At 43.2% G+C, this 16785-nt stretch carries 13 protein-coding genes; 3 read left to right on the forward strand and 10 right to left on the reverse strand.

Features of this window, described 5'->3' with window-relative positions; genetic code table 11:
• Positions 1 to 126: 126 nt before the first annotated feature.
• The 3 genes from V7723_RS05250 to V7723_RS05260 form a co-directional block, all read right to left on the reverse strand.
• Positions 127 to 471: a hypothetical protein gene (locus tag V7723_RS05250; protein WP_335683388.1), complete on the reverse strand. Its 345-nt coding sequence runs from the start codon at positions 469 to 471 to the stop codon at positions 127 to 129.
• Between the two features lie 209 nt (positions 472 to 680).
• Entirely contained in the window at positions 681 to 1964 is a 1284-nt protein-coding gene (locus V7723_RS05255; RefSeq protein ID WP_335683389.1) for an HlyD family type I secretion periplasmic adaptor subunit, read from the reverse strand.
• Complete coding sequence (locus V7723_RS05260) at positions 1961 to 4069, reverse strand: type I secretion system permease/ATPase (RefSeq protein ID WP_335683390.1); 2109 nt, start codon at positions 4067 to 4069, stop codon at positions 1961 to 1963. The genes V7723_RS05255 and V7723_RS05260 overlap by 4 nt, the downstream gene beginning before the upstream one ends.
• 347 nt (positions 4070 to 4416) lie before the next feature.
• Here V7723_RS05260 and V7723_RS05265 point away from each other — a divergent pair, with 347 nt between their 5' ends.
• Positions 4417 to 5049: an XrtA/PEP-CTERM system exopolysaccharide export protein gene (locus V7723_RS05265; RefSeq protein ID WP_335683391.1), complete on the forward strand. Its 633-nt coding sequence runs from the start codon at positions 4417 to 4419 to the stop codon at positions 5047 to 5049.
• 62 nt (positions 5050 to 5111) lie between these two features.
• Positions 5112 to 6575 (forward strand): TIGR03016 family PEP-CTERM system-associated outer membrane protein, encoded by a 1464-nt coding sequence (locus V7723_RS05270; protein ID WP_335683416.1) that lies wholly within the window; start codon positions 5112 to 5114, stop codon positions 6573 to 6575.
• 37 nt (positions 6576 to 6612) lie between these two features.
• Here the strand turns inward: V7723_RS05270 and V7723_RS05275 are convergent, their stop codons facing one another.
• From V7723_RS05275 to V7723_RS05305, 7 genes are all read right to left on the reverse strand, one after another.
• Complete coding sequence (locus tag V7723_RS05275; protein WP_335683392.1) at positions 6613 to 7566, reverse strand: ExeA family protein; 954 nt, start codon at positions 7564 to 7566, stop codon at positions 6613 to 6615.
• A gap of 60 nt (positions 7567 to 7626) precedes the next feature.
• On the reverse strand, positions 7627 to 10050 hold the full coding sequence (locus tag V7723_RS05280; RefSeq protein WP_335683393.1) for a tetratricopeptide repeat protein: 2424 nt from the start codon (positions 10048 to 10050) through the stop codon (positions 7627 to 7629).
• A 247-nt stretch (positions 10051 to 10297) separates the two neighbouring features.
• Positions 10298 to 11506: a glycosyltransferase gene (locus V7723_RS05285; RefSeq protein WP_335683394.1), complete on the reverse strand. Its 1209-nt coding sequence runs from the start codon at positions 11504 to 11506 to the stop codon at positions 10298 to 10300.
• Positions 11503 to 12024 carry a glycosyltransferase gene (locus V7723_RS05290; RefSeq protein ID WP_335683395.1) on the reverse strand — a complete coding sequence of 174 codons (522 nt, stop codon included), beginning with the start codon at positions 12022 to 12024 and terminating at the stop codon, positions 11503 to 11505. The genes V7723_RS05285 and V7723_RS05290 overlap by 4 nt, the downstream gene beginning before the upstream one ends.
• Positions 12021 to 12515 (reverse strand): hypothetical protein, encoded by a 495-nt coding sequence (locus V7723_RS05295; RefSeq protein WP_335683396.1) that lies wholly within the window; start codon positions 12513 to 12515, stop codon positions 12021 to 12023. Before V7723_RS05295 ends, V7723_RS05290 begins: the two co-directional genes overlap by 4 nt.
• A 749-nt stretch (positions 12516 to 13264) precedes the next feature.
• On the reverse strand, positions 13265 to 14329 hold the full coding sequence (locus tag V7723_RS05300) for a lipid II:glycine glycyltransferase FemX (RefSeq protein ID WP_335683397.1): 1065 nt from the start codon (positions 14327 to 14329) through the stop codon (positions 13265 to 13267).
• Positions 14326 to 15540, reverse strand: a complete 1215-nt coding sequence (locus V7723_RS05305; protein ID WP_335683417.1) for a DegT/DnrJ/EryC1/StrS family aminotransferase — start codon at positions 15538 to 15540, stop codon at positions 14326 to 14328. Before V7723_RS05305 ends, V7723_RS05300 begins: the two co-directional genes overlap by 4 nt.
• 300 nt (positions 15541 to 15840) lie before the next feature.
• On the opposite strand from V7723_RS05305, the gene V7723_RS05310 reads away from it, so the two are divergent.
• Positions 15841 to 16785 carry a glycosyltransferase family 2 protein gene (locus V7723_RS05310; protein WP_335683398.1) on the forward strand — a complete coding sequence of 315 codons (945 nt, stop codon included), beginning with the start codon at positions 15841 to 15843 and terminating at the stop codon, positions 16783 to 16785.

Consider the following 16785-nt stretch of genomic DNA (forward strand, 5'->3'; position numbering starts at 1 on the left):
GCCACTTGGGCCACCACTTTATATGTGCATAAAAATTTACTTCTAAAAAAAAATTTGAACCGCCGCCAATAAATTGGTTTTGCTTCATTATAAATTCACTTCGTAAAATCCAGATAACTTGACATTCTAATCCTTAACCAAATAATTCTTTTTTTCCTTACGGCCCATCCAACCAATTGCTGCCAGAGCAAATCCAAATAATATTAGAGCGATAGAAAGCGGGTTCTCGCTTTTGCTAAACTTGTCTGCAATGGCGCTTAAAAAATTATCTGTATTTCCTGTATTTACGACTTTCACCATCGGTGCCTGCGCGACCTCAGTATACTCAGTCATATTAAGTTGCGTCTGGACCACCGGATTGGGAGCATCAGATGCAGGTGCATTACCTGTCGACAGCGGTGATGCACCAGCAGAACTCAAGTGCAACATCGTTATCAATAACGCGGCCAGACATGATAGTCCAAATTTCAAGATAGCTTCTCCTGTTTCGTGCTAAAAATAACAGTCTTTTCTGTCATTTGTGTACCTATGCTGCTTACAGAATTAGGGCATCTTGAAAAAAACCGCATCCCTCATTTGGGTGATGAGGATGAAGTTTATTTAAGTTTACACAGGGAAAAGAGTTTTGCTAATTCTTGATAAGTAACTGCGCAACAAAAGATTTAGCATACAAGAGTCGATTATTCTTCCCTTAGAGCCCTATTAAAACTCAATATTATGGGATCGACAAAATAGTCGAGGGCTGTGCGCTCGCCCGTCGTTATCATGACGTCAGCCTGCATGCCCGGCCGCAGTTGCGTCACTTCGATATTGGCATTTTCAAGGCTTTCTATTTTGACTCGAGCCAAATAGTGATAGGTACCAGTCCGTTCATCTTCTAAGCTGTCAGCAGATACACTGATCACTGTTCCTTCGGCGGGGAGGGAGACACGTTGATTGAACGCCGGGAACCGTATTTGCGCCTCAGAGCCGATGAAGACGGAATCAATATCCGCTGTACTAACCTTTGCTTCCACGATTAACGTTACATCATCTGGAACAATATCAAGCACGGTCGCACCCGGTGCAATCACTCCACCAGACGTATGGACCTGCAAATCGACTACGTAGCCGGCCGTTGGTGCCCTGATATCCGTCCGGCTCAATACATCTTCGGATGCTCTTGATTGTTCTTCCAAATCAAATAACTGTGCTTGAATATCCCGCAACTCGCCAACGACTTCGTCAATTAAACTATTTTGCAGTTCGTTTATTTGTAGTTTTACTTCCCCGATGGCTTGTCGTGACTGCGCTATTTTCGACAGGTTCTGGCTGCGATTTCCACGCAATTCTGCGAGGTTGCGTTGCAGTGCACGAAGACGAGGGCGCTTCGCCAGGCTCTTTTTCACCAAGCCAGCCACATCCTCGATTTCCTCGCTGATTAACTTTATCTGGCGATCCGAAGCAAAAACTTGTCCCCCTAGTCCTTTAATTTCTTCATCCAGTTGGGCAATTTTTTGCTCAAGAATTGTTATTTGGCCTAATCTGCTTTTCCTGCGAGATTCAAATATATTTTGCTGGCCCTGCATCACTTCTGATACGTTGGATTCTGCTTTTCGTTCCTCCAACCATTCTGCAAAAGCAATATTATCGAGACCATCGCGTTCCGCTTCCAATCTGGACTTTTGCGCTAAAGCAACGGTTCTGCGCCCACGGACGATCTCCATAGAAGCTTTTGATTGAATTTCGTCCAGAATAATCAGAATTTGACCTTCCTCAACAAATTCGCCCTCTTTCACTTTGATTTCCGATACAATTCCGCCTTCAAGATGCTGAATGGTCTTACGATTACCCTCAACACTCACCGTTCCTTGAGCGATAGCGGCGCTACCCAATGGCGCAAAGGCAGCCCAGCCCATAAAGGCTCCGAAGAATATGAAAATAACCACTAAACCGAAAATTATTGGTCCGCGCACGTCCATCATCTTTTAAGGTCCTCCAGATAATTCAAGGCACCTTTTTGATCCCCTTTTACAAACATTGCATATATTTTCGATATCTCCCCATCGCTAAGAGGATGTGAAGTAAGCGATTGAATCTTTGTTTTGATTTTATCGCTTGGTCCCATTGTTAAAACAGCGGCCTTTTTTTGAACGGGCAAGCCGCCGCCGTTTAACTGTAATCTGCTTTTTTGCATTACGGGTTTTACGGAGATGTCTCGTCCATTTTTAGAAGCTGGCGATTGCGCGCATTTTTCTCCATTGGAAACAGTCCGCACGACAGGTTTTGAGTAATCTTCAGATACGCTGGGTGAGCGAACAAACGGCTTACGAACGACACCTTCGCTCTTCGCAGCTTTGCCGACTTCTTTTCGTGTCTCAAAATTTTGCGTTCTCGGCGCGGGGAGTGATTTTTGCGTTCCCTGCAATTTCATCATCACGTCGTCCCGCTCTCCAAAATCCTGAAGCATGCCGTCTTTTAGAACAAGTATCTTATCTACATGCTTAAGGATGTTGGGGCGATGGGCTATCACGATAATTGTCATCCCTTCGGCCCGAAGGTTTTCCATCGCACTCATCAGTGCGCTCTCTCCAACGCTATCAAGATTGGCATTTGGTTCATCAAGGACGAGAAGGCTTGGGTCACCAAAAAGAGCACGGGCTAGTGCAATTCGTTGCCGTTGCCCCCCAGAAAGTGCAGCACCCCCTTCACCGATTTCTGTCTCATAGCCTTTTTCCATCCGCAAAACCATTTCATGGATACCAGCTTTTTTGGCAGCGGCAATCACTTCTGCGGGGTCGCCCTCACTCATACGGGCAATATTTTCTCTAATAGTTCCTGAGAAAAGCTCAATATCTTGGGGCAGATACCCTATATGCTTGCCTCTATCATCCGGACTCCATTCGGCAACATCCATCTCGTCAAGGCGAGCAAATCCGATTCTAGATTTCAGATTTCCGACAAGGATTCGAACAAGCGTCGTTTTACCAGCTGCTGTCGGACCTATAATGCCGAGAATTTCACCGGGATTAATTCTAAAATTAATATTTCGGAGAATTGGCTCCGTTGTATTTGTATGTGTATAACTCAAACCTTCAACTGATACCGTGCCTTTGGGTTTCGGAAGCGGCATAGCGACTTCTCTTACGGCGCTTTCATCCAGTTCTGCTTTTAGGCGCCCATAAGCGGATCGAGCTGAAAGAAATCCTTTCCAGGAGCCAATCGCTTGTTCGACCGGCGCCAAGGCGCGTCCCATTATTATTGAACCTGCAATCATTGATCCGGGGCTCATTTCCGCTTCAATAACCAGCCAGGCCCCGGCGCCCGTTACGCCAATTTGAAGCAGGACCCGAACAAGCTTAGAAGCCGCCGCAAACATACCCCCCCGATCACTCGCAGATGCCTGAAGTGCCAGCGCATCAGAATGGCGATCATTCCACCGCTGAATGAGCTGCGGCATCATACCCATGGCTTCGACCACATCCGCATTACGAGATGCTGTTTCGGCCTGCTTCATAGCAACCATCGATTGACCGCCAGACTGAGTTAGTAATTTGCGGGTTGCCCGTTCATTGGCAATTGCAATTCCCAAAAGAATAATGGCCCCAATAACAGCTATCCACCCAAGCAAAGGGTGAAGCAGAAACATTACGCCTAAGAAAATTGGTGCAAATGGAGCATCTAGTATTGGAAACACGCTTGGGCCGGTTAAAAATGATCGAAATGTTCCGAGATCACGTAAGGCCTGGATACTGGCATCCTTACCAGAAGTAAGTGTCGATACAATACTGGCTGTAAGGGCTGCCCCGCCTATTCTTTGATCTAGCCAACTACTGATGCGAACGAGAACAAACGTCCGGGCTCCTTCGAGAAGTGACATGGTCAACAATGCAAATCCGGCGATCAACATTAATAGTACCAGCGTATCTGTATTCCGACTCGTGATAACGCGATCAAACACTTGCATCATAAATAACGGCGCCGTTAACATGAGCAAGTTTATTGCCAATCCAAAAACGGCAATCACAATAAAAACCCGTGAACACTTGTCGAGAGTCTCTTTAAGCAGCGGGTTTTTATTATTACTCACTCTTTCCCCGATTTTCAAAAATTATATACATTGTAAATTATACCGATTTTAGCCATTTTTGCCAATGCCCAATCAAGAAGAAACACTACAAATAAAACGCTGCCAAATCGTTAATTTGGAGTGGCAGTTATTCATTTTTCGAATGTAACTTGATGATCAAGTATATTTTCATAGTGGAATAATGTTGCATTATGGCCCTTATTGGAGAAATACTAGGCAAAATTATGTCATTTAGCTTAGAAAATTGAATTTGACTGTGCTAAAAACTGAGAAACACCGTCTGTTTGTTTAGATTAACCAGTTCTGACACATAGCTCAGAATACATTTTATTAGGGGGAGGCATAACGTGTTTACGCTTAAACAAATTCAGTCCGCTGCCACCCGGACATTAGTAATATCACTCGCTCTGTTTTTTGCAGCATGCTCGTCACAAAATGAAGCCGCATCAACTGCACCGGTTACTCTTTCAGATTCTGCAGAATACATCATTGGTCCAAACGACGAACTGGATGTATTTGTCTGGCAAAATCCAGATCTTTCCGTGACGGTTCCTGTTCGCCCGGACGGTCGAATCTCAACGCCTCTCGTCAACGACATGGTTGCCGCATCAAAAACATCGGCTCAGCTCTCCAAAGATTTGGAAAAAGAATTAAGCCAATATGTAAAAGATCCATTGGTGACGGTTAGTGTAAAAACGTTTAATGGTCCGTATAGCCAACAGATCCGTATTGTCGGACAAGCGTCACAGCCGATGGCCATCGCTTTTCGCAATCGCATGACTGTTCTGGATGCCATGATCGCGGTTGGTGGTATGACAGAATTCGCAGCTGGCAACCGGACGGTAATTGTTCGTGAAGAGGGCGGCGAGAAAAAGTCCTACGGCGTTCGTTTGGACGACCTTCTTTTAAATGGTGACGTCAGCGCAAATGTTCCTTTAATGCCAGGTGATATTCTTATCATCCCTGAAAGCTGGTTCTAGAACTGATGCGATAGTGTCAGTAATCTGACATTTAATATCAAAATAAGGGTATTCATATAGTGATGTTTTCCAATCCTTCAGTTTTCGGATTACGGTCTATAAAAGCCGGCGCCTTCAGCATTGGGCTGTTGGGAGGTGCCGTTATAAGCACTTCCACAGCTATAGCCGCAGATTGGATTTTTACACCGTACGTTGGGATTAGAGAAGCCTATACTGATAACGTTTTGTCCACTGCGACAAATACAGAAAGTGATTTTCTTACAACACTCAGTGCCGGCTTTACAATCGACGGAATCGGCAACAGATTGAATTTGCGTGGATCGTATGATGGCGCATACGACAAATATGTAGATACGTCAGAATTGGATGGCTTCCGCCACAGCTTGCTAGGTAGCGCGAATGCAGAGCTAGTAGAAGATCATTTCTTTCTCGATGGGCAAATTGCCTACACACCTGAAGATTTATCAACTACTGGGGGGGGATCCTCCGCGATTGATAGAACACTTTCGAGTGAGCAAACCCAAGTACTAAATTATAGTATCAGCCCATATTACTTGCAACGATTTGGTGGGACTGCCGTCGGGATTGCTCGGTATCGGTTTTCCCAGCTTAGATTTGACGAAACAGATGTTGGCGGTGCCGCAACCAATCCTGGCAATGAAACATCGAACGAAATCAATCTAATTCTGGAAAGCGGTAGAGATTTTACCAGAACCAGTTGGACAGCTGAAGCTTTTGGCATAGATACAGATGTCGAAAATGGCGACGACCTAAAACGTGGTACTTTTGTCACTTCAGGTCAGTATTCAATTAACAGAAATGTCGCGTTGCTCGGTATAACTGGCTATGATGAGTTCGATGGCGAGAATATCGATAACGAGGAAATCAGTGGTGCATTTATTGGCGCCGGTGTTCGCCTTACGCCGGGTCCAAGAACAGATTTGAGCTTGGGCTATGGTTACCGCTATGGCGGGAGCATTTGGAATATGGATTTTTCCTATATCATCTCCAGTGCGGCTATTCTTACAGCGTCCTATGCAGTTGATATAGGAACGGGTGGTCAGGCCTATTCAAATAGAGATGTTCTTGACGCAGACGGTCAGCTTGTAAATGCAAATTTTTCAAATTCAGAATTCGCCGATACAACAGCAAAATCCGAAACTTTCGATTTCGCTCTCGTTGGAGCGAAAGGAGTTAACAGCTATAGCGCCGGTGGCGCTTATGAAAAGCGGGACTTTCTCACAACCAATACAAATGATGAAACAGTTTCAGTCTTCGGCCGATATTCACGGGAACTCTCTCCGAAACTTGGCGCCTCAATAGACGGATCTTGGTCGAAGGTCGTCGAACCTGAAACCCCCGGTACCGCGGAAACAACAATTCGAGCTGGGGCATCCCTAAACTATCGATTTGGGCATAATTTTACCGGATCGTTAGCGTATAATTACTACGACCGTGATGCTGATATTGCAGCGGATAACATTAGAGAAAATGCCATCTCTGTTTCCCTCAATAAATCTTTCTAGACAATTCTTAAGAAGTCGGGCGGTTCAAACTCGAGACTTAGGTGTGAGTGCGAAGCTTTTTAAAAATTAGTTTCGCTAATTCTTTGTCGTGAATAACAAGTGCCGGTTTATCTTCCGGATCTTCTTCTTTCTTTTCTAGTGCCACGACATTCTCATCAGCCTTTGTCTCTTTCGGGGGCCCAACATCAAATATGCCATGTTTCCGTTTGTCATCGATAACTTCTCCGACAATCTTAGCGTCAATTTCTGGAGCCATTCTAGCAAACCCATAGACCAAGCATGTATCACATAGAATGTTAATTATTCTTGGTATACCGCGGCTCGCGTCAAATAACTGTTCGCATGCCTCACGCGTAAATAAAGGCATCTCACGGCCCGCTATGGACAAACGATGAGCAACATATACTTCGATATCATCTGCTAAAAGTGGTGACAGATGGAAATCAGAAGCCACGCGCTGTGCGAATTGCACGAGCTCCGGGGCTTGTAAAAGCCCTTTCAATTGCGGTTGTCCAACGAGTATCAATTGAAGAAGCTGGTCATTATCCGCATTAATATTCGACAAGAGTCGGAGTTGTTCCAAAAGCCTTGGTCCGAGATTTTGCGCCTCATCCACTATTAATATTGTGCGCCTACCCGCCGCATATTCACGAATTAGAAACTGTTGCAGCTCATCATGCAAGGCTACATGAGACTTATCTTCATAAGGTTGACCAAATGCCATGAGTACCCATTGAAGCAGTTCGCCATCTTGAATATTCGAAACCAAGCCAACCGTGTACTCTTCATCCAGGCGTTCAAGCAAGTGACGGATCAAAGTCGTTTTACCGCATCCAATTTCACCCGTCACAACCGTAAAGCCAGCTCTATTCATAACCCCATATTCCAACATGGCATAGGCGAGGCTGTGACTATGCCCCCAATACAAATAATGAGGATCCGGCAAAATAGAAAACGGTTTTTGGGTTAATCCGTAAAACTCTCTATACATTCAGACAATCTTCCACCGGATACACCGGGTATAACAATTTTTGTAAAAAATAGACTTTGGCTAATTTGATTTTGCAGCACGTATTTCTTCTAACGCCTGTTTTGCTTCTTTTACTTGAGTAAAATTTTGTCGTTCCGCAAGTTTCAACGCCGCTTCAAGTTCCTTTTCCGCTTCGTTCAGACTATTTTGCGCCTTATACGCCAAACCCAAGTGATATCTAATTATGGCCATGTTCGGAATGGCTTCCGCCGCTTCCCGTATCAAAGGTGTTGCTAATTCATACTCGCCTAAACGATAATGGATCCAGCCTAACGTATCCTTAAAAAATGGAACTTTCGTGTTTCTAAAACGTTTCGCAAGTGCATAGGCTCTGCGCAAACTTTCTTCGTCTTGCGCTCCCTCGGCGATGAGACTCGCCAGATTATTAACGACAATTTCCGAATTAGGCCTGTCGACCAGCAATTTCTCATATACGGCAATCGCCTTCTCAACGTCACCTTTCGCTTCATAGAGCCCGGCCTGCGTCAAGTTCATTGTAAAATCATCTGGAAGCGCCGCCAATCCAGACGTCAAAATGTCCTGTGCTTCTTTTCCCTGGTTGCTCGCCAGATAATACCTAGTCAGCATCATATAGCCTTCCGGACGATCCGGATTATTTTTAATGAGATCCAGAAATTCCGTTTCCGCTTTTTCACGCTCTCCTTTACCAAGTGCAATTTGGCCCAACAGCAATTTTGCTACATAGTTATTCTCGCTTCTTTCAAGAACCGAGTTTAAAAAGCTTTCGGCTTTGTCAACTTTACCATTTCTAAGGTAAGATTGAACCAGAGACACCATGGTCTGCCCTGAATCTGGTGTAGACTCATAAGCTTTTTCAAATTCTTGCTCACTATCATCTGCATTTTGTAATCCCGCGGCCGCGGCCCCACCTATTTGAAGTCCCGCAACATCGGATGCATCAATTTCCTTAATTTTGTCCGCAATTTCCTCAGCCGCGCTCCAATTCTGTTTTCGCAATTGCAGTTGCGCCATCGCCTTCAATATATCGGTATTCTTTGGATTTCTTACAATCATTTTTTGCAAAAGGTCTTCCGCACGATCTGGCGCGGATTGGCGCACAAAGAACTGCGCGTATGTCAAGCCCACCACCGGCGCCCGCTTGCTAAACCGATAAGCCGCAGCTAATCTATCTTCCGCCAGTTCAAAAGCACCGTTTATTTCATGTGCCTTCGCCAGTAATAAAGACGTTCTAACTGAATCCGGATTTTGTTTGAGTGAAGATCGCAAATTAGAAATTGCATCTTCGATATTGCCTTCGTCAATTTGCATTGCGGCACGCATTACCAATGCCTGGTTATTTTGCACGTCAGCAGCCAAAACTTCATCTACAAGAATTCTAGCCTGAGCCAAATCACCCTTCGTCAGATATGTCCGAGCTACCCGGTTCCGTGCGACTAATACATCTTCTGCGACATTTGCGTCGTCAATTATGGATTGAAGAATAGATTCCGATTTTTCTTGATCACCCATTCGTTCTGAAAGTTCAGCAAGCGCAAACCTAAACTTAAATTCGTCCGGAAAATCTTTGATCAATTGTTCAAGTTCTCCGCTTGCTGCTTGATCATTTTTTGTACGGCGAGTAAATCTAACTATATCAAGCTTCGCATCGACATCATCCGGATTTTCTACCACGATATCGCGTAGCACTTCTTCAGCTTCATCAATACGATTTCTTGCCTGATAAAAAGATGAAAGACTCTTTCTAAAATTTCGATCTTCTGGATTCTCTGCAATGAGTTCTTGAAAAACGTTAATGATACCTTCGTCATCGTCTTGTGCCGTCAAGGCTCTTAATTTAATCATCTGTAGGGAAGTATTTCCAGGTCGGTGAACTAATCCTTCATCTACTACTGCAACCGCCTCTCCCGGTTGCTTTGCCTCCAGTCGTTCCGCCGCGAGAACAGATACAGCATCAATATTTGAGGGATCCGCTTTCAATGCCGCTGTTGCCGCGGCAACAGCGCCGGGCTTATCATCAAGCCTGAATAAAACTGCCGCCTTTAAAGCTAAAGTATCTGCACTGTCTGGATCCAATTCGGTAATCAAATCACTTGCTTTCAATGCGTCTTCAAGTCTTCCTGAAAGAAGCATGATTTTTCCGTAGCGAGCTTGAGCTTTAACATGCTTAGGGTCCAACTCTATCGCTTTTAAAATATCACCCGCATATTTCGGCCAATTTCCTTCACTTTCTTCTACTAACGCAAGACCATACCATCCGTTTGCGAGAGTCTCATTCAATTGCAAGGCATTTCTAAATTCAATTCCAGCTTTAACAAAATTACCCGCGTCTACGAATTCCATTCCCGACTTATAATGCGCCGCAGCCTTCTCTTCAGGAGAATCACAAGCTGTGACCACCAAAATGAAAATCGCTGCCGCAAGGTACCTGCATACATTAGAAAATTTTGTATTTTTTACAGTCATCTCTGTAATTCCTGTTTCTCTGTTTGAGCATGGTCCAGCTCTATTAGTTTTTCAAAATAAACATTAGCTATATGTTTAGCAAGGTGGCGAACATTTCTATTTCACCGGCCATTTCAATGACAAGGTAGAATTTCTTTCAACTAAATATTGTAAACGCTATTTGAAAGAATGCCTTAAATTTCTCAATATATACTTAATTTTGATAAAATTTGCGCATAAATCCTGCAATAAATTACCGTGACAAAAACTATTCCAGAGCAGACCAAACTTCTTTAGCTTTGGTTGACCAAGTGTGTTCCCGGACTCGACTTCTAAAAAACTCTGGCTCAACGTTGTTTTGAAGCGCCTTCTCAATTTTCGCAGCAAAGCCCTCTGCCTCCGTAGCCACAGCAATATATTGATCAAAATACTCAACTTCCGGAAAATAGGTGCTCACGACAGGTTTTCCAACAGCCAAATATTCTTTCATTTTCACTGGATTACATGCTCTAATCCACTCACTCTTGTTCCACGGCATTATTAAAACATCACTAGCCGCCATATATTTTGCCACTTCCTCGTACGGTCTTTGCCCTAGTAAATGAACATTTTTTAGCGGACACCAACCTTCTGGTAAAGAGCAAGCTCCGATCATTAAAAACTCAACTTTGGGCAGCAATTTCGCGACCTCATTAAATAGTTCAGGGTCAAAGGTATGGGCGTCAATACCGCCTATAAACCCAACACGTGGCCGGCCTATCTTGCTAATATCTTGTGGCTCTCCGTGGCCATTACTTGCCAAAATACCTGCCTGTTCAAAGGTTTCAAAATCAACGCCATGATCTACAAAAATTGAATTAGAATTTTCCACTTTCTCAACTTTGAATAATTCTCGTGAACAAAATAGAACTATATCAGATTTTTCTTTCAATTCCTTGTCGAAACGTTTGATTTTCTCGACATCTACCCCTGCAAAATCTTCAAAACGATCGGTTCGTTGATATACTGTTTTTGCCGCCTTAAGATCATCTAGTATTATCGCGCCGGGAGGACAGGCAATCCAAACAAGAGGGGTTTTTATACCGCATCGACGCGCCGCTAATCGAACTTGAAAGGAAAGGGCTGTTTTGGCCAGCCATGAGCTCAGCTTTCCTCCTCCGCCTCCTGGTATAGTAGCGGGACTGAATACACTAAAATTTGGCCGCACTCGAACGAGTCCTCGCCCAAGGCTTTTTATTTTTCGTGCCACGCGCTTAAAAAACATCGCACCCTCTCCGACCTTCGGAGGGCGCATGCCGATGGAATTCACATAGAGAACAGGTACAATTTCACTGAATTCACGCATCATCTGTAAATCATAATGCCCTCGATTATGGTACCACCAATCAACGCCACCAAAGCAAATGACACCATCAAAAGACGTGAGAGTGGGAAGTGCCTGCTTTTCTTCAAGCTCTTTCGGCAAAGTACGGGTCATTTTTTGCCTCCTGACTTGGAATCTGCAAAAATAAAGCTTCGAACCGCCGCAATTAGCTCTGGACCTGCATGAGCGGCATCCGCTTGCCCAGCCAACTCCTCATTCGGTTTCGCCAACAACTCGTCTAACAAAGAGCCCAACACAATCTCATCTTTCGCAACGTAAATGCCTTCACGAGAGGCAAATTGCTGCGCCGTCGCAAGCTGGTGGTCATTTCTGTGTTCGTACAAATCTGCCCGACGAGGCATAATGACGATTGGTTTGGGATGTGTCAGCGCCGAAATAATCGATCCCATGCCCGCATGGGCGACAATCAATTTTGCTTCTTCATATTTCTGCGCAAACTCGTCCGGATCAATAAAGTCTTTGAAATAGAAATTTGATGGCATATAACCTTTATCGCCTGGATCCGCAATTTGACCAAAAATGCGATCGGGGGCCTGGCCGGTATTCCAATTATCCAGTGCTTTTACTAATCGGTCAAAAGGTAATTGTGTACCCACAGTAAGAAAAATCATATAACGCTGCCTTTATATTCTGGGCCTCGATCGCCTTCCTTAGTTTCCGCAAGATGAGGCCATTGCGTCATCCAAAGATCTGCGCAATTCGCTGCTTTTTGTCCAGATAATGATAGAATTTCCGCATTTGCAATACTATCAATCCAGATTGTTCGAGCACCAAATAATTTTCCAAATTTGAGTGCGAAAAATCCCGGAGCTGCACCCGTAGAAATAACAACATCGGGCCGTGTTCTGATGATAACAAAAAGAACTTCGAAAATTTGACGTATCAGGCGAAACTTTTGCCACCTGTTCGCATCCGTCACCACGTGATAGTCGGGGATTGTTTCTCCTCGATCCCGCGCATCCGCTTCAACCTGAGTTTTGTATCCGGACGTTGTCGTTACATATGTAACACGGCAATCACTCCAAGCTGTCCGTAACCTTTGTAGCTGAACCCAATGCCCGCCGGCGGAGGCGATCGCTAGAACCCGCGGTATTTTTGTCATTTTATACTACTAACCTTGCTACTAAGTTTGATGGCAAATCAGGCTTATCCAGACAACTAACTCTCCAAACGACAATACATTGAATTTTCTCCGCTTGGCCATTTCAAAAGAACATCAGGCGCCCGCGAGTATTATCAATTTCATTTAATCCATCCGTGTCAAAATTAAATATAAAGCACTTAATGTCGAAAATTCGTTAATTTTTTCCCAATTTTCCTAGATACGATAGCAAAACACTTTTTCTATTAACTGTTTGCAAACTTTGACGCCTGCTATAGGGCAGTCGATAGGCTACTTAACGCTTCAATCCTCTGTAAATGTTTTATCAGAAACCATCAAATCCTGATATCGGACTATGTACGAAACAATACCTTCTTGTATACGGTTGCCTCGAGATCAAGCAGAGTGATCCACTTGAATTTTGGTTGATATGAGATTATAATTGCGTTGATTTCTATTAGACATTTTCTCAAAAATTCTATTCTGGAAAATAATTGTGTCTCCAGCGCCAAATAGGCTTTTTTGAAGTTATGATTGGGCGGATTGCTATGGCATATCTTTATCACCATCCTGCTTTATCGAAGATAGTCTTTTGCATCGACATGAAAAGTCCAGGCTCAGGCACCCGAGAGCAGGAAAATCACAACTACACTGAACGGGAACACGACTAGAAAAGTAGTTTTTCGATTAGAATTCGTGTTGTTACTCGTGCTTATTGATTATTGTATCGGGCGAATTCGGACAGAGGATTACTTATTCAGTATTCTTTTCACACGCACCTTTAGTTTTGGGACTATGTCTCCTGGAAAATCATAAATCGGGTTTATAACAATGTAATGCTCTGCAACTCGCGAAATTTCTTGCGGGGAAAACTCTCCCTTATATTTATAAATGAAATAGCGGGAATCACCTTTCGAAATATTTGCATTATACCCCTCTAAGTCAAATTGGGAGCACCCGCTGTCTTTCGCCCACTTCATGCCTTCGAACCATAAAAGCGGAGATATCCTAAGGTTTTTCAGATCTTTGAGTTTATCATTGTCGCCCGCAAAATGGCGCCCGTGAGCCATGTCTTTACTTCTGTAAATTTGCAAACCTGCCAACAAAATATTGTCATGCCAAGCACACAGAACTACACCGTGGTTACCGTGTTTGTAGAAGTGATCGAAAGAAAATCCCATCGTACTTTCATCAAGTACGGAAAGGTTTCTTAATTTTCTCATCTGATTGAGGATTTTGAGGAAAGCAACATACTCCTCTTTTCGCGAAACCGCTGTCACAGTAACATTCATTCGCTCTGCTCTACGTACTTCCCTACGAGCACTTTTGGAGAAAGATGCCAAAATTTCTTGCTCGGACCTTTTTAGGTCTACCAAACCGGTTTTTCTTAAACTTGATTTCTCAGCAGATTTAAAACCAATCTCGGCTAGTATTTTTTGAGCCTTTTCAGCATCAGACGCTAGCCAATAAGGGGATACAAAAATCCTACCGGCGTTATTAAAGACGCGCTCATTTATTAGACAGGTCAAAAATTCCCGCAATTTTTCTGTGTCATCGCAGATGGGACCGCTCAGTATTGTCGCATAGCTATACTTGCCCATCAAAAGTTTGTGTGGGATACGACTAACGAGTGCCGCTGCACAGATGCGTTCATTTTCCGTACCGATCACAAAACAAGGGTGGCGACCTTCTGCCTTTTCAATATCGGCAAATAGGGGAAACTGCCTCGGATGCTGATTTTTAGATTCATAAATGAAAGTATCCCATTCGACTCTCATAGCCCCATCTAGTTTTTCAAGATATTCCAGCTTCATGCTGCGTTCCTTTCTCCAAACTCAACTATCTGACATTCATTGTTTTCTAAAAGTTTTTTGAGTGTCTCGATCATATAGACGATCTGTTTTGGTTCGAGATACTGGTGGATTGGAAGAGAAATCAAATGATCTTTTAGGAAACAAGCTGCCTCTTGATTATCCCAATCAAGGCCCAAATGATAACCGGACCACCATGGGGTAGCATCAATCTGTGCCTCATTGAGCGCTTTGCATAGTATTTCCTGCTTACTAACTAAGATAGGAAATGAAAGCGGACAAACTCCTTTTGGCAATGTACTAAAAAGAGGCGTCGCAAATTTAACATCTTTCAACTCTTCCTGAACCAACAGGAAGTTCCGTCGTCTTGCGGCGACCATATCCACTGGATTGTAAGATAAGAGGAGTTTCTTTGTGACTTTGCTTATCTGTGCTTGATCAAAAACCGAGTTAAAATAATAATTAAGTGGCATACTTGGTCGGGAATTCATTTTTGCAGACGTCTTGTCCACCGCGTCTTTTCTTAATATCCTTTTTGCGGTGTTTACGAGATTGCGGTAGATATACTCACCGAACACAGTCTGTAACAATGATTTTATTATTGTGTTTCGTTCCAGCCTTTTGGGAAAAGGTTTGTTGAATTTTTGTGCCATATCGGCCTGATTACATACCAGCGCACCACCACCAATGACCGGATAGTATTTATAAAAACAGTAAATTGAGAAATCACTACTGTCTTCAATGTCGTCTGTTTTCGCTTCAGAAAATAATGATAGAGCGCAATCTTCAATAACAGGAATTCCTTTGGTTCTGGCCAATTCCAATATTCTGGGCATTTCAGGTTGATGAAATCCGAAATAATGGATGATATATATTGCTTTAGTATTTTTCTTGATCCTCGATGCGATCTCGTCAGCACAAATAATAGTGTCTTTCCCGACAGGAAATAATGTAACTTCTGCCTTAAGTACTAAAATTGGATCTACTTCCGATCCACAATTAAATGCGGGCACCAAAACATGATCGCCGTCGCCAATATTAAGTGATTTAACGGCTTCGTAGATGCCTGCTCGAGCGTTTGCACAATATGAAACCGTCTTTCCTGGAAAAATTTCTGTCAAAAAATCAGGAATGGAATAAGGAAGAGGTCTTTTTATCAAATTCCAAAACGCTATTGTTGGATTCTTACAGTGTTGCTTTCTTATGAAGACCATCACAAATTAGGCCCTTTCGTTGGTTCCACGAAATGCTGATTTTTGGTATAACATTTGCGACTTTCAGGATCGTCAGATTTAAAGCCGATAATTTTGATACTACTTTAATTGTACATTGATTAATCTAAAAACTTAAACAATCTGTTACTATTTACTCCTAAATAACTAACAAAATTTGAACTGTTTTTTTATTTAAGATAACCAAAAATTTACAAAGTTGCGGTATGTTCCGTCTTCTTGATACTAGAGAACGTTGCGACTTCGATTTTCGGATAAAAATTACGCCTGAAAGTTCAGAATATGAATACAAAAGTGTCGGTTATTATAGTAAACTGGAACGTACGCGATATGGTACTGGATTGTATTCGTTCTATTATCGAACATACGCAATCAGAATATGAAATTATTGTTATCGATAATAATAGTTCCGATGGGTCAGTTGAGGCGATCAAAAACGGATTTGATACTGTTCACATAATAGAAAATGATAGTAACAGGGGTTTTGCGGCAGCAAATAACCAAGGCTTGAAGGCTTCACGAGGCAGCTATGTTCTCATACTTAATCCCGATACACTAATAGAAGACAGTGCCATTGATAAGATGCTTCAGTGGATGCAGACGGATCACTCAATAGGTTGCGGGGGGTGTCAAGTTTATGAGTCTAAAAATTCAATCCAAAAAACATGCTTTAGTGATCCGACTCTGTGGAATTTAATACTGATTCAAACTGGTCTGCATCGTGTTTCTAAATCCAGTCGTTTTTGGGGAAAGCCAGAATATTTCTGGTGGGACCGTTGTTCAGAAATGGAGGTAGATGTTGTTTCGGGAATGTTCATGCTTATTCCAAGAAGAGTACTCGAGGAAGTTGGTGAAATGGACGATACCTTTTTCGTTTATGCAGAAGAGGCTGATTGGTGTCGGCGTATCCGAGCGCATGGTTACAAATGCGTTTTTACACCTTTAACACATATCATTCACAGAGATGGCGGGAGCAAAAGCACGCATCAAATTCGTCCCCAAATGTATGTTCAGCTCCAAAAAAGCCAAATGATATATGCAAGAAAACATTATGGAATTATGGGGTATTTCCAACTCAAACTGTTGTATTTAATTTCTATGTTTTCCCGCAGCGTTTTGTTTAGTGTTCTTTCCTTGTTATCACAGCGGGCACATTTTAGGGAAAATGCATATCTTGCGATCCAGGGTCTAAAGTTTCACACCCTAGGTAGGGAGCCATCGAAATAA

Origin of the sequence: Sneathiella sp. (assembly GCF_036960985.1) — a bacterium.
Classification (GTDB): domain Bacteria; phylum Pseudomonadota; class Alphaproteobacteria; order Sneathiellales; family Sneathiellaceae; genus Sneathiella.

Coding starts and splice junctions, on each gene's coding strand:
- V7723_RS05255 (WP_335683389.1), bottom strand. CDS start 1,964: ATGATGGACGTGCGCGGACCAATAATTTTCGGTTTAGTGGTTATTTTC.
- V7723_RS05270 (WP_335683416.1), top strand. CDS start 5,112: ATGTTTTCCAATCCTTCAGTTTTCGGATTACGGTCTATAAAAGCCGGC.
- V7723_RS05275 (WP_335683392.1), bottom strand. CDS start 7,566: ATGTATAGAGAGTTTTACGGATTAACCCAAAAACCGTTTTCTATTTTG.
- V7723_RS05280 (WP_335683393.1), bottom strand. CDS start 10,050: ATGACTGTAAAAAATACAAAATTTTCTAATGTATGCAGGTACCTTGCG.
- V7723_RS05285 (WP_335683394.1), bottom strand. CDS start 11,506: ATGACCCGTACTTTGCCGAAAGAGCTTGAAGAAAAGCAGGCACTTCCC.
- V7723_RS05290 (WP_335683395.1), bottom strand. CDS start 12,024: ATGATTTTTCTTACTGTGGGTACACAATTACCTTTTGACCGATTAGTA.
- V7723_RS05295 (WP_335683396.1), bottom strand. CDS start 12,515: ATGACAAAAATACCGCGGGTTCTAGCGATCGCCTCCGCCGGCGGGCAT.
- V7723_RS05300 (WP_335683397.1), bottom strand. CDS start 14,329: ATGAAGCTGGAATATCTTGAAAAACTAGATGGGGCTATGAGAGTCGAA.
- V7723_RS05305 (WP_335683417.1), bottom strand. CDS start 15,540: ATGGTCTTCATAAGAAAGCAACACTGTAAGAATCCAACAATAGCGTTT.
- V7723_RS05310 (WP_335683398.1), top strand. CDS start 15,841: ATGAATACAAAAGTGTCGGTTATTATAGTAAACTGGAACGTACGCGAT.